The organism is Rathayibacter sp. AY1C9, from assembly GCF_002932315.1.
Taxonomy (GTDB): domain Bacteria; phylum Actinomycetota; class Actinomycetes; order Actinomycetales; family Microbacteriaceae; genus Rathayibacter.
Map to the genome: position 1 here is coordinate 243,253 of NZ_PSVZ01000001.1, position 13,477 is coordinate 256,729.

Here is a 13,477-nt window from a genome sequence, read left to right on the forward strand (position 1 = left end):
GCGACGGGCCCGCCGGAACACGAGGTTCCGACGGGCCCGACCGCGTCGTGCGGACCGCGGGTCAGCGGGTGAGCGCCCGCGACAGCAGGTCGGCCTGCTCGGAGGCGTGCCGCTTGGCCGAGCCGGCCGCGGGGGAGGCCGCGGACGGCCGCGAGACCACGCGCATGGACCGGCCCAGCTTCGGAGCGACCTCGAGGGCCATGAACGGCCAGGCGCCCTGGTTCTCGGGCTCGTCCTGCACCCAGACGAGCTCCGCGTCCGGGTAGCGCTCGGCGATGCCGCGCAGCTCCTCGATCGGCGCCGGGTAGTACTGCTCGACCCGGACCAGCGCGATGCCGTCGTCGGGCTTCTTCTCGAGCTCCGCCTTGAGGTCGTAGTGGACCTTGCCGGCGTGGAGCAGGACGCGCTTCACGGCCGAGGCGTCCTGGATCCGCGCGTCGTCGATCACCGGCTGGAAGCGGCCCGAGGTGAAGTCCTCGACCGGGCTCGAGGCTCCGCGTAGACGCAGCATCGCCTTCGGGGTGAAGACGATCAGCGGTCGGCGGGGCCGGGAGTAGGCCTGGCGGCGCAGCAGGTGGAAGTAGGACGCCGGCGTCGACGGGCGCGCGACAGTCATGTTCCGCTCCGCGCACATCTGCAGGTAGCGCTCGATCCGGGCCGACGAGTGGTCGGGGCCCTGGCCCTCGTAGCCGTGCGGGAGCAGGAGCACGAGCGACGAGCGCTGCCCCCACTTCTGCTCGGCGGAGGAGATGAACTCGTCGATCACGATCTGGGCGCCGTTCGCGAAGTCGCCGAACTGCGCCTCCCACAGCACGAGCGAGTCGGGCCGCTCCACCGAGTAGCCGTACTCGAACGCCATCGCCGCGTACTCCGAGAGCAGGGAGTCGTAGATCCAGAGCCGGGCCTGCTGCTCGGACAGGTTCATCAGCGGCAGCCACTCCTGGCCGTTCTCGCGGTCGTGGAGGACAGCGTGGCGCTGGACGAAGGTCCCGCGGCGCGTGTCCTGGCCGACGAGGCGCACCGGGGTGTCCTCGAGCAGCAGCGAGCCGAGCGCGAGCAGCTCGCCGAAGGCCCAGTCGATGGAGCCGGAGCGGCTCATCTCCTGGCGCTTCGCCAGCAGCTGCTGGAGCTTGGGGTGCACGGTGAAGCCCTCGGGCGGCGTCGTGAACGCGTCGCCGATGCGGGTGACGACCTCGGTCTTCACGCCGGTCACCTCGGGCTCGCCCGGGTAGTCCTCGCCCTGCTGCGCGTCGGGCAGCTCGAGGTCGGCCACGGAGTCGCCGTCGGCGGTGATCACGGGGATCGCGCCGGTCTGCGCGGCGTGGGTCTCGGCGAACGCGCGCTCCAGGCGGTCCTGGAAGTCCTGGTGGGCGCGGTCGTACTCCTCCTCGGTGATGTCGCCGCGGCCGACGAGCGCCTCGGTGTACAGCTTGCGGACCGAGCGCTTGGCCTCGATCAGGCTGTACATCAGCGGCTGGGTCATCGAGGGGTCGTCGCCCTCGTTGTGCCCGCGCCGGCGGTAGCAGATCAGGTCGATGACCACGTCGCGGTGGAACCGCTGGCGGTACTCGAACGCGAGCTGCCCGACATGGACGACCGCCTCGGGGTCGTCGCCGTTCACGTGGAAGATCGGCGCCTGGATCGTCTTCGCGCCGTCGGTCGAGTAGATCGAGGTGCGGGCCTCGTGAGGGGGAGTCGTGAACCCGACCTGGTTGTTGATGTTGATGTGGATCGTGCCGCCAGTGCGGTACGCGCGCAGCTGCGACATCTGCAGGGTCTCGACCACCACGCCCTGGCCCGCCATCGCGGCGTCGCCGTGCACGAGGATCGGCAGCGTGGTGAAGGTGCCGATGGGCTTGCGGTCCTGCTTGGCGCGGACGATGCCCTCGAGCACGCCGTTCACGGCCTCGAGGTGCGAGGGGTTCGCCGCCAGGTAGACCGGGATCTCCTCGCCCGCCGCGCCGCGGAAGGTGCCCTCGGTGCCGAGGTGGTACTTCACGTCACCGGAGCCCTGGACCGTGCGCGGGTCCTGGGTGCCCTCGAACTCGCGGAAGATCTGGCCGTAGGTCTTGCCGGCGATGTTGGTCAGCACGTTCAGGCGGCCGCGGTGGGCCATGCCGATCGCCACCTCGTCGAGGTGCTCGTCGGCCGCGCCCTGCAGGACGGCGTCGAGCAGCGCGATGAGCGACTCCCCGCCCTCGAGCGAGAAGCGCTTCTGGCCCACGTACTTGGTCTGCAGGAAGGTCTCGAAGGCCTCGGCCTCGTTGAGCTTGCCCAGGATGCGCAGCTGCTCGTCGTGGCCCGGCTTCTCGTAGCCGCGCTCGAGCTTCTGCTGCATCCAGGCGCGCTGCTCCGGGTCCTGGATGTGCATGTACTCGACGCCGACGGTGCGGCAGTACGAGTCTCGGAGGATCCCGAGGATGTCGCGCAGCTTGAGCTGGCGCTTGCCGCCGAAGCCGTCCGTGACGAACTCGCGATCGAGGTCCCAGAAGGTGAGGCCGTGGCTCTCGATGGCGAGGTCGGGGTGCGAGCGCTGCACGTACTCCAGCGGGTCGACGTCGGCCATCAGATGCCCGCGGACGCGGAACGAGTTGATGAGCTCCTGCACGCGGGCGGTCTTGGAGACGCGCTCGGCGAGGTCGACGGCGATGTCCGTGGACCAGTGGATCGGGTCGTAGGGGATGCGCAGCGCGGCGAAGATGTCCTCGTAGAACCCGCGGCCGCCGAGCAGGAGCTCGTGCACGATCTTGAGGAACTCGCCCGAGCCGGCACCCTGGATGACGCGGTGGTCGTAGGTCGAGGTCAGGGTGATGGTCTTGCCGATGCCCAGCTCGACCAGCGTCTTCTCGGACGCGCCCTGGAACTCCGCCGGGTACTCGAGGGCGCCGGCGCCGATGATGCACCCCTGGCCCTTCATCAGGCGGGGGACGGAGTGGACCGTGCCGATGCCGCCGGGGTTCGTCAGCGAGAGCGTGGTGCCCGCGAAGTCGCCGGCGACGAGCTTGTTGCCGCGCGCGCGCTTGACCAGGTCCTCGTAGGCCGAGAGGTAGGCGGTGAAGCTCAGCGTGTCGGCGCGCTTGATGCTCGGCACGAGCAGGGCGCGCGTGCCGTCGGGCTTCGGCATGTCGATCGCGATGCCGAGGTTGACGTGCGCCGGGGCGACGACCGCGGGCTTGCCGTCGACCTCGTCGTAGAACACGTTCTGGCTCGGGAAGTCCTTGAGCGCGCGGATGAGCGCCCAGCCGATCAGGTGCGTGAACGAGACCTTGCCGCCGCGGGTGCGGCGCAGGTGGTTGTTGATGACGATGCGGTTGTCGATCATCAGCTTCGCCGGGATCGTGCGGACGCTCGTCGCGGTGGGGATGCTGAGGCTGGCGTCCATGTTGGTCGCGAGGCTCTTCGCCATGCCGCGGAGCGGGGTGACGACGTCCTCGTCCGGCGTCGAGTCCTCGGCGGAGGGCTTGCTCACCGGAGCGTCGGCCGGGATCGGCTGCGCCTTCGGCTGCTTCGACGTGGTGCGGGAGGCGGGGGTCGACTCGGTGGAGGAGGCCGCGGCGGGATGGGTCACGGCGCCTCCGCCGCTCGACGAGACGCGCTCGGCGGCAGCGGCGGGCTTCGAGGCGGCGGGCGCGGGGGCCGCGGCGGGAGCCGGAGCCGGAGCGTCCTTGCCGGAGTTCGCGAGCTGGGCGCCGTAGCGCTCCAGGATGGGCCACCAGGACTCGTCCACCGAGGCGCGGTCGGCGCTGTACTGCTCGTACAGCTCCTCCACGAGCCACTCGTTGGCTCCGAAGTCCTCCGCGCCCTGCTCTGTTCCTGCTCCGGTCAACTGGCTCGACACAGCCGATCGCCCACTCTCTCCGTTGATTCGTCCTCGATCATCCGGACGGGCCCGTCGCATCCCTCGGCGCCTGCCACCGCGGCGGAGGAGGTCGTCCTCGCACCAGCGGGAACCGGTGCCGTCGCCTGGTCCCGTCCCGGTCGCCCAGCCTAGCCCCGTTCCCTGCACGGCCGACCCGGGGCCGCGCCGGAGTAGCGTTTCCCCCATGCGTTTCTCCGGCGGAACACCCTCAGGCGACCTCACCTACTCGGACGTCTTCCTCGTCCCCGGCCGCTCGTCGGTGACGAGCCGCCTCGACGTCTCGCTCGCCCCGGGCGACGGCACCGGGGCGACGATCCCCGTCGTCTCCTCCAACATGAACTCGGTCACCGGTCAGCGCCTCGCAGCGACGCTCGCGCGCCGGGGCGGGCTCGGCGTCCTCCCGCAGGACATGCCCCTGCAGGCGCTGGACGCCGCGATCCGCTGGGTGAAGCGCCAGCCGGTCGCCTTCTCCGGCGCCCTCACCGCCTCGCCGGCGACGACCGTGGAGGAGGCGCTGCGCATCCTGCCGGCCGTCGCCGGCCACGGCTTCGTGGTGCAGGAGGAGGACGGCGCGATCCTCGGCTGCGTCCCGGCCTCGCGCCTGGCGACCGCGCTGGCGGACGCGCGCCTGGGCGACCTGGTCCACTCCGCCACGCCCTCGATCGACGCCGACGACGTGCCCACCGCGCGGGCCGCCTTCGACCTCATGGTGGCCGCCGACCTCGACTTCGCCCCGGTGCTGCACCACGGCGCCCTGGTCGGCACGCTGTCGCGCACCGGCGCCCTCCGCTCCACCGTCTACGACCCGGCGCTCGATGCGGACGGGCGTCTGCGCGTCGCGGCGGCGATCGGCATCAACGGCGACGTCGAGGCGAAGGCGCGCGCGCTCGTCTCCGCGGGCGTCGACGTCCTCGTCCTCGACACCGCGCACGGCCACCAGGAGGGGATGCTCCGGGCGCTCCGGACGGTCTCCGCGCTCGATCTCGGAGTGCCTATCGCGGCGGGCAACGTCGTCACGGCCGACGCGGTGCACGACCTCGTCGACGCGGGAGCGGACATCCTCAAGATCGGCGTCGGCCCCGGCGCGATGTGCACCACCCGGATGATGACCGCGGTCGGCCGCCCGCAGTTCTCGGCCGTCCTCGAGACGGCCGAGCGCGCGCACGAGCTGGGCGCCCACGTCTGGGCGGACGGCGGGGTGCGCTACCCGCGCGACGTCGCCCTCGCGCTGGCCGCGGGCGCCGCCTCCGTGATGATCGGCTCCTGGTTCGCCGGCACGATCGAGGCTCCGGGGGAGCTGCGCAGCGACGCGGCCGGCCGGGTCTACAAGGAGAGCTGGGGCATGGCCTCGGCCAAGGCGGTGCAGGAGCGCTTCGACCGCCTCGACGCGTACGAGCTCGCCCGCAAGCGCCTCTTCGCCGAGGGCATCTCCTCCTCCACCATCTACCTCGATCCGCTGCGGCCCTCGGTCGAGGACCTGCTCGACATGATCACGTCGGGGGTCCGCTCGTCCTTCACCTACGCCGGAGCCCGGAGCGTGGCCGACTTCCACGAGCGGGCGCACGTGGGCCTGCAGTCGGCCGCGGGCTACGAGGAGGGCAAGGCGCTGCCGGTCAGCTGGTGAGCGGGCGCCGCGTGCTAGAACCGAGCCCATGACCATCGTCGACAACGCCGTGTACGTCGACGGCCGCCGCATCCGGAACCCCGACTCGCTCGAGGACACCTTCGAGCTGATGCGCGACGAGCACGGCATGGCCTGGATCGGCCTCTACCGCCCGACGCGCGAGGAGGTCGAGGCGGTCGCCGAGGAGTTCGGGCTGCACCCGCTCGCCGTCGAGGACGCGCTGAGCGGGCACCAGCGGGCCAAGCTCGAGCGCTACGACGACGGGCTCTTCGTCGTGCTGCGGCCGGCGCGCTACGCGGACGCCGCCGAGACGGTCGTCTTCGGCGAGCTGCACGTCTTCGTCGGCCCCGACTTCGTGGTCACCATCCGGCACGCCGATTCCCCGGACCTCGCCCGCGTGCGCCGCCGCCTGGAGGAGGATCCGGCCCTCCTCGCCCGCGGGCCCGAAGCGGTGCTCTACGCGATCCTCGACCAGGTCGTCGACGAGTACGCGCCGGTGGTGTTCGGCGTCCAGGGCGATGTGGACGAGATCGAGGACCAGCTCTTCGGCGACGACTCGGACGACGGGCTCTCCGAGCGCATCTACCGGCTCTCGCGCGAGGTCATCCACTTCCAGCGCTCGGTGCAGCCGCTGACCGCCCTGCTGCACGAGCTGTTGCAGGAGTCGGCGCCCGTGGAGGGGGAGCCCTCGCCCTCGCCGGAGCGGATCGAGCTGCGCCGCTCCCTCCGCGACGTGCTCGACCACACCATCCGCGTGACGGAGGCGGTCGACTCCCTGCGCGCGATCCTCGACAAGGCGCTCACGGTGCACTCGACGCTCGTCTCGCGCCGGCAGACCGAGACCGGGCTCGCCCAGAACGACGTGGTCCGCAAGATCTCCTCGTGGGCGGCGATCCTCTTCGCCCCGACGCTCGTGGCCGGCATCTACGGGATGAACTTCGACGACATGCCGGAGCTGCACTGGCGCCTCGGCTACCCCTGGGCGCTGGGCCTGATGGTGCTGTTCGGCTTCGCGCTCTACGCGGTGTTCAAGCGGAAGAAGTGGCTCTGAGCCGCGGCATCGGAGCACGCCCGGCGGCGCTCCGCGGCGGGTAGACTCGGCGCCACAATGGACGACCCTCCCTCTGCGCATCCGGCCTGTTCCGCTCACTGCAGTGCTCCTCGGACTCCCGCTCGCCGCTCACGGTCCGCCGCTCCGCCGGCCCGCCCCGTCCGGCCCTCCTCGCACCTCCCTCTCGTGACCGGGGGCGACCACCGTGGGAACTGAGTGGCTCCTCCTCGGCGTCGGCCTGCTGCTGACCCTGGGCACCGGCGTCTTCGTCGCCAGCGAGTTCGCGCTGGTGAACCTCGACCGGGCCGATCTCGAAGCCCGTCGCGACCGCGGCGAGACGCGCCTGGGCATGACCATCGCGGCCCTGCGCGTCACCTCCACGCACCTCTCGAGCGCGCAGCTGGGCATCACCCTCACGACGCTGCTCACCGGCTACACGATGGAGCCCGCCCTCTCGACGCTGCTCCAGGAGCCGTTCAGCGGATTCGGCATCCCGGAGGAGGCGCTCGCGCCGGTCATGACGGTGGTCGCCATCGTCATCGCGACCCTGCTGTCGATGATCCTCGGCGAGCTGGTCCCCAAGAACTTCGCCCTCGCTCTGCCGCGGGCGACCGCGAAGCTCGTCGTGCCGCTGCAGACCGCGTTCACGACGGTGTTCCGCCCGGCCGTCGCCCTGCTGAACGGCAGTGCGAACGCCCTGCTGCGCCTGGTCGGCATCGAGCCGAAGGAGGAGCTCTCGGGCGCCCGCAGCGCCGAGGAGCTCTCGAGCCTCGTGCGCCACTCCGCCAGCGCCGGACTGCTCGAGGAGGACACGGCCGACCTGCTCGGGCGCACCCTCCGCTTCTCCGCCCTCACCGCGGGCGACGTGATGACGCCGCGCCTGCGCCTGTCGACGGTCGAGCGCGCGAGCACCGCGCAGGACGTGCTCGACCTCGCCCGAACCACCGGGTTCTCGCGCTTCCCGATCACGGACGACGACATCGACGACATCGTCGGAGTCGTGCACGTCAAGCAGGCCGTCGCCGTGCCCCGCGGCAAGAGGTCCGACGTCCCGGTCACGGCGCTGCGCTCCGAGCCGCTCCGCGTCCCCGAGACCATGAAGCTCGACGTGCTGCTCACCGAGCTGCGCGGACGCGGCTTCCAGCTCGCGGTCGTCGTCGACGAGTACGGCGGCACGGCGGGCGTCGCCACGCTCGAGGACCTGGTCGAGGAGCTGGTCGGCGAGGTCGCCGACGAGCACGACCGCTCCCGGGCCGACGTGGTCAAGCTCCCCGGCTCCACCACCTTCCCCGGCATGCTCCGCCCCGACGAGGTCCTCGACCGCGCCGGCGTGCACATCCCCGAGGAGGGGCCCTACGAGACGGTCGCCGGATTCGTGATGAGCGAGCTCGGCCGCCTCCCCGCCGTCGGCGACCGGGTCGACGTCGAGGGCGGCTCGCTGCGCGTCGAGCGCCTGGACGGCCGCCGCATCGACCGCCTCCGCTTCACGCCCGACCCCGACGCGGATCCGGACGGGATCCCCGATCCGCTCGCCGACGTCGCCCGCGGACACCGCGGACGGAAGGAGTCCGACGATGAGTGACTGGGCCGGAATCGCCTGGCTCGTGGTGCTCCTCGCCGCGAACGCCTTCTTCGTCGGAGCGGAGTTCGCGGTCATCTCCGCGCGCCGCTCCCAGATCGAGCCCCTCGCGGAGAGCGGACGCCGCAGCGCGATCACCGCGCTCGCCGCGATGGAGCACGCCACACTGATGCTAGCGACCACGCAGCTGGGCATCACCGTCTGCTCGCTGCTGATCCTCAACGTGAGCGAGCCGGCGATCCACCACCTGCTCGAGGTGCCGCTGCACGCCGTCGGCATCCCCGACGAGCTCTCCGGCACCGTCGCCTTCGTCATCACGCTGCTGATCGTGTCGTTCCTGCACGTGGTGCTCGGCGAGATGGTCCCCAAGAACATCTCGTTCTCGATGCCCGACCGCGCCGTGCTCCTCCTGGCGCCGCCGCTCGTCGCCATCGCCCGGGTCCTCCGCCCGATCATCGTCGCCCTCAACGCGGTCTCGAACGGAGTGCTCCGCCTCTTCAAGGTGGAGCCCAAGGACGAGGCGAACAGCACCTTCACGCTCGAGGAGGTGCAGACGATCGTCGACCAGTCCACCCGCGAGGGCACGCTCCGCGACTCGACCGGGACCCTCCTCGCCGCGTTCGAGTTCACCGAGAAGAAGGTCCACGACGTCGCCCTGCCCCTCGACGGGATCGTCAGCCTCCCCAGCGGAGCGACCCCCGCCGACGTCGAGCGCGCCGTCGCCAAGCACGGCTTCTCGCGCTACGTGATCCTCGGCGAGGACGGCACCCCCGAGGGCTACATCCACCTCAAGGACGTCCTCGACCTCGACGGCGACACGGAGGGCGCCAAGTTCCGCCTCCCCGTCCCCGCCAAGCGCATCCGCCAGCTCGCCTCGATCTTCGAGGCCACCGACCTCGAGGACGCCCTCGCGATCATGCGGCGCACCGGCGCCCACCTCGCCCGCGCGTTCGACGAGCAGGGCCGCGCCACCGGAGTGCTGTTCCTCGAGGACATCATCGAGGAGCTCGTCGGCGAAGTCGACGACGCCACCCGCCGCTAGGCGCGGGCCGCGGAGGGGCCGTCTGCGGCGTTGTCGTCGGGCGCGATACCGCCGGTATCGCTTCCTCCTCCGCCTTGCATCCGACCCCTCCGCGGCCCGCGTCCGCGGGTGCTGGAGGCGGCGTTGTCGTCGGGCGCGATACCGCCGGTATCGCTTCCTCCTCCGCCTTGCGACTGCCCCCTCCAGCACCCGCGCCCCTCTGGAGCAAGGGGAGAGGGGTGCGGCTGCGCCGGCACCAGTGCGCTGCGCCGGCACCAGTGCGCTGCGCCGGCACCAGTGCGCTACGCCGGCACCAGTGCGGCAGCGGCGGCACCGGGCGGATCCGTCGCAGGGCGACGTAGGGTGGCGGGATGGGTGAGCGGGTCGGGACGGCGGAGGCGGCGCGGAGCATCAGGGTGCCTCGGGAGGACGACGACAAGTACACGCGCGGGGTGCTGGGGATCGCGACCGGGTCGGAGCGGTACCCGGGAGCGGCGGTGCTCGGCGTCGAGGCGGCGGTGCGGACGGGAGTCGGCATGGTCCGGTACCTCGGACCGGAGCGGCCCGCGGGACTGGTGCTCGCCCGGCGGCCGGAGGTCGTGACCGCGGTGGGGCGCGTGCAGGCCTGGCTCGTCGGCTCCGGCACCAGCGCCGAGGACCGCAGCGACGAGGAGCGGCGCACCCTGATCGAGCAGCTGCACTCGGGAGTCCCGGTGGTGCTCGACGCGGGCGCGCTCGACCTGATCGACGAGGCCGCAGGCCCGGTCGTCATCACGCCGCACTACCGCGAGCTCGCCGGAGTGCTCGGCCGAGCGGGTCTGGACGCGGACGCCGCGACGATCGCCGAGGCCCCGGGGGAGTGGGCGCGCCGGGCGGCGGACGGCCTCGGAGTCTGCGTGCTCCTCAAGGGCGGCACCACCCACGTCGTCGCGGGCGGCGTCGAGCTCGAGGTCTCCGGATCCACGCCCTGGCTGGCGACCGCGGGCAGCGGCGACGTCCTCGGCGGCGTGCTCGGCGCACTCCTCGCCGGTCGGGCCGCGGACGCCGAGGCGGCCGGGGCGACTCTGACCGCGGAGGACCTCGCCCCCGTGGCCGCCGCGGCCGCCGTCCTGCACGCGGAGGCCGGACGGAGCGCCTCCGCCGGCGGCCCGATCGCCGCGCTCGACATCGCGGAGCACCTGCCCGGAGTGGTCGCCGCACTCCTGCGCTGACACGCCCGTTGGACGAGCGCTGAACCGAACCGGGACCGCCGCCGTTGTCCTGGAGGAAGCGACGCCCGCGGCCCGGCTCACCGGCTCCGCACCGCCGCCTCATCGGGTGCTCGAAGCGAGCACCTCTACCGTCGGATCCGCCGCGTCCGCCTTGACCAGGAGAACAGACATGACCGCGAAGACCACGACTCCCGCCCGCTACGCCCTGACCCTCCTCGCCGGCGCCGGCACCCTCGCCGCGCTCGCCGCCTGCTCCAGCACCACCACGACCGGGAGCGACGCCGCCGACGCGGCGACCACCACCGCTCCGAGCACCGCCACCAGCTCCGCCCCCGAGGCGACCGGCGCCGCGTCCTCCGCCGCGAGCGGCAGCAGCTACGCCGACGGCACCTACGAGGCCGAGGGCGCCTACACCTCGCCCGGAGGGAACGAGAAGGTGGGCGTCTCGCTGACCCTCGCCGACGGCGTCGTCACCGACGTGACCGTGACCCCGGAGTCGGAGAACCCCACCGGCCAGCAGTACCAGTCGCGCTTCGCGGGTGGCATCGCGGGCGAGGTCGTCGGCAAGCAGCTCGACGAGCTGAAGGTCTCCAAGGTGTCGGGGTCCTCCCTCACCTCCGGCGGCTTCAACGACGCCGTCGAGACCATCAAGGCCGATGCCACGGCCTGACGCCCCGACGGTCCTCGGCCACGCGTGGCGGTTCGACGCGATCGGCACCGGCTGGCAGATCGACACCGCCGAGCCGCTCGAGCCCTCCCACCGCTCGCGGGTCGAGGCGCGCATCGCGGAGTACGACCGCACCTGGTCGCGGTTCCGTGACGACTCCGCCGTCTCGCAGCTGCGGGTCGGAGGCGAGCACGTCTTCCCCGACGAGGCGGCCGACCTCTTCGCACTGTACGACGTGCTCGACGAGCTGACCGGCGGGGCGGTCACCCCCTTCGTCGGCGGCTCTCTCGAGCAGCTCGGCTACGACTCCACGTACACCCTCGTCCCGCGCGGACCCGCCGTCCCCGCTCCCTCCTGGGCCGCCGCCCGACGCGGGGCGGCGGGACTGCGGGTCGAGCCCGGGACCGTCGTCGACGTCGGCGCCGCGGGCAAGGGCCAGCTCGTCGACCTCGTCCTCGAGGAGCTCGACGGAGTCGGGCCCGCCGTCGTCGACGCGAGCGGCGACCTCCGGGGCATCGGAGCCGGACCCGTCCGGGTCGGCCTCGAGCACCCGTGGGACCCGAGCAGCGCACTGGGAGTGGCGGTGCCCGGCGACCGCGCGCTCTGCGGCTCGGCGAGCAATCGCCGCGCCTGGGGCAGCGGCCTCCACCACGTCCTCGACGGGCGGACCGGAGCTCCGGTCGAGAGCATCGTCGCCGCCTGGGCGGTGGCCGACACGGCCCTCGTCGCCGACGGGCTCGCGACCGCGCTGTTCGTCTGTCCGCCCGAGGCCCTCGCCGAGCGCTTCGACTTCGAGTTCGTCCGCGTCCGCAGCGACGGCACCCTCCACTACTCGCCTTCCTTCCCCGGAGAGGTCTTCCGATGATCGGCACCTTCGACCGCGCCCTCGGCCGCGTCACCACCTACCGGCTGGTCTGGATGACGCTCGCCGCGCTCCTGCTCGTCGCCGTCGGCTACGCCGCAGCCGGCCTGATCTTCTCGACGCCGCTCGAGATCCTCGGCACGACGCTCGTCGCCGTCGCCTCGACGGCCCTGGTCAGCGCGGTCCTCGCGCGGCTGTTCCGCAGCCGCGCGCACCTGGAGTCCTCGCTCGTCACCGGTCTGCTGATCGCCTGCCTGCTCTTCCCGACGGCCGATCCCCGCGGGCTCGCCGTGATCGCGCTCGTCGGCGCGATCGCCGCCGCGTCCAAGTACGTCCTGGCCTGGCGGGGCCGCCACCTCTTCAACCCGGCCGCGGTCGCCGTGCTGATCATCGGCTTCACCGGGCTCAACGCCGGAGCCTGGTGGATCGCCAGTGGCGCGATCTGGCCGTTCGTCGTCGTGGGCTCCCTCCTGATCGTCGCGCGGGTCCGCCGCTGGGCCGTCTTCGCCGTCTTCGTCGTCGTCGCCGGCGGGGTGTCCGTGCAGCAGGCGGTGCAGAACGGCCAGGACCTCGGCGCCGCGGCGGCACTGGTCCTCACGGCCTACCCCTTCGTCTTCGCCGGCGCCTTCATGCTGACGGAGCCGCTCACGCTCGCGCCGCGCCGCTCGCAGCAGCTGATCGTCGCGGTCGTCGCAGCGCTCGTGGCGAGCGTCCCCTTCCACATCGGCGTCGTCTCCGCCACTCCGGAGCTGGGCCTCGTGGTCGGCAACGCCCTCGCGTTCGCCTTCGCGTTCCGCCAGCGTCGGCGGCACAGGCTCGAGCTCGCCTCGACCCGCGTGCTGGCGCCGGGCATCGCGGAGTACCGCTTCCGCTCCCGCTCGCCGCTGACCTTCGAGCCGGGCCAATGGCTCGAGCTCGACCTGCCGCACCGCGCCGACAGCCGGGGCAGCCGGCGCACCTTCTCGGTCTCGTCCGCTCCGTCCGACGGCGAGATCGCGATCGCCCTGCGGATGCCGGAGAAGGCGAGCAGCTTCAAGCGCGCCCTCGCCGCGCTGGAGCCCGGCGACTCGCTCCGGGCGACGAGCGTCGGCGGTGACTTCGTCCTGCCGGCCGATCCCGCCGTGCCGCTGCTGCTGGTGGCGGGCGGTATCGGGATCACCCCGTTCGCCAGTCAGCTGTGCTCGCTCGCGGACGGTCCGCGGCGCGACGTCGTCGTCGTGGTCGCCGCGCCGAGCCTCGCCGAGGTCGCGTACCGCGACCTGCTGCAGGAGTCGGGGGCCCGGGTCGTGCTCTGCTCGAAGGAGGCGCCGACCGATCTGCCCGCACGGTGGTCGCACGTCACAGGCCGACTGACCGCCGAGCTGCTCGCGGACGCGGTGCCGGACGCCGGCCGCCGCGTGGGCTACGTCTCCGGGTCGCCGTCGTTCGTCGACTCGGTCCGCGGCGCCCTGCGCGGTGCCGGGGCGAAGCGGATCCGCACCGACGCGTTCGCCGGCTACTGAGTTCATCGGGTCGTGACGCCTGCGGGCTGCTGACGCCTGCGGGCTGCTGACGCCTGCGGGCTGCTGACGCCCGCCGGCCGCTGACGCCCGGCGGCGACCGA

At 72.6% G+C, this 13,477-nt stretch carries 9 protein-coding genes; 8 read left to right on the forward strand and 1 reads right to left on the reverse strand.

The annotated features are described in order from the left end of the window. Positions 1-61: 61 nt before the first annotated feature. Positions 62-3,838, reverse strand: a complete 3,777-nt coding sequence (locus tag C5D09_RS01185; protein ID WP_181134993.1) for a multifunctional oxoglutarate decarboxylase/oxoglutarate dehydrogenase thiamine pyrophosphate-binding subunit/dihydrolipoyllysine-residue succinyltransferase subunit — start codon at positions 3,836-3,838, stop codon at positions 62-64. Positions 3,839-4,043: 205 nt separating this feature from the next. Here C5D09_RS01185 and C5D09_RS01190 point away from each other — a divergent pair, with 205 nt between their 5' ends. The 8 genes from C5D09_RS01190 (at position 4,044) to C5D09_RS01225 (ending at position 13,376) form a co-directional block, all read left to right on the forward strand. Continuing rightward, positions 4,044-5,483 (forward strand): GuaB1 family IMP dehydrogenase-related protein, encoded by a 1,440-nt coding sequence (locus C5D09_RS01190; RefSeq protein ID WP_104268428.1) that lies wholly within the window; start codon positions 4,044-4,046, stop codon positions 5,481-5,483. 28 nt (positions 5,484-5,511) lie between these two features. After that, positions 5,512-6,534, forward strand: a complete 1,023-nt coding sequence (gene corA, locus C5D09_RS01195; protein WP_104268429.1) for a magnesium/cobalt transporter CorA — start codon at positions 5,512-5,514, stop codon at positions 6,532-6,534. Positions 6,535-6,739: 205 nt separating this feature from the next. Next, positions 6,740-8,116 (forward strand): hemolysin family protein, encoded by a 1,377-nt coding sequence (locus tag C5D09_RS01200; RefSeq protein WP_104224112.1) that lies wholly within the window; start codon positions 6,740-6,742, stop codon positions 8,114-8,116. After that, positions 8,109-9,155: a hemolysin family protein gene (locus C5D09_RS01205; RefSeq protein ID WP_104224111.1), complete on the forward strand. Its 1,047-nt coding sequence runs from the start codon at positions 8,109-8,111 to the stop codon at positions 9,153-9,155. The genes C5D09_RS01200 and C5D09_RS01205 overlap by 8 nt, the downstream gene beginning before the upstream one ends. A 350-nt stretch (positions 9,156-9,505) precedes the next feature. Then, positions 9,506-10,345, forward strand: coding sequence for an ADP/ATP-dependent (S)-NAD(P)H-hydrate dehydratase (locus C5D09_RS01210; protein WP_104262452.1), 840 nt, complete (start codon positions 9,506-9,508; stop codon positions 10,343-10,345). A 169-nt stretch (positions 10,346-10,514) separates the two neighbouring features. Beyond that, positions 10,515-11,015, forward strand: a complete 501-nt coding sequence (locus C5D09_RS01215) for an FMN-binding protein (RefSeq protein WP_104224453.1) — start codon at positions 10,515-10,517, stop codon at positions 11,013-11,015. Beyond that, the gene (locus C5D09_RS01220) at positions 11,002-11,877 is read left to right on the forward strand and encodes an FAD:protein FMN transferase (RefSeq protein ID WP_104268430.1); all 876 of its coding nucleotides are present in this window, start codon (positions 11,002-11,004) and stop codon (positions 11,875-11,877) included. The genes C5D09_RS01215 and C5D09_RS01220 overlap by 14 nt, the downstream gene beginning before the upstream one ends. Beyond that, positions 11,874-13,376 carry an oxidoreductase gene (locus C5D09_RS01225; RefSeq protein ID WP_104268431.1) on the forward strand — a complete coding sequence of 501 codons (1,503 nt, stop codon included), beginning with the start codon at positions 11,874-11,876 and terminating at the stop codon, positions 13,374-13,376. The genes C5D09_RS01220 and C5D09_RS01225 overlap by 4 nt, the downstream gene beginning before the upstream one ends. Positions 13,377-13,477 lie beyond the last annotated feature (101 nt).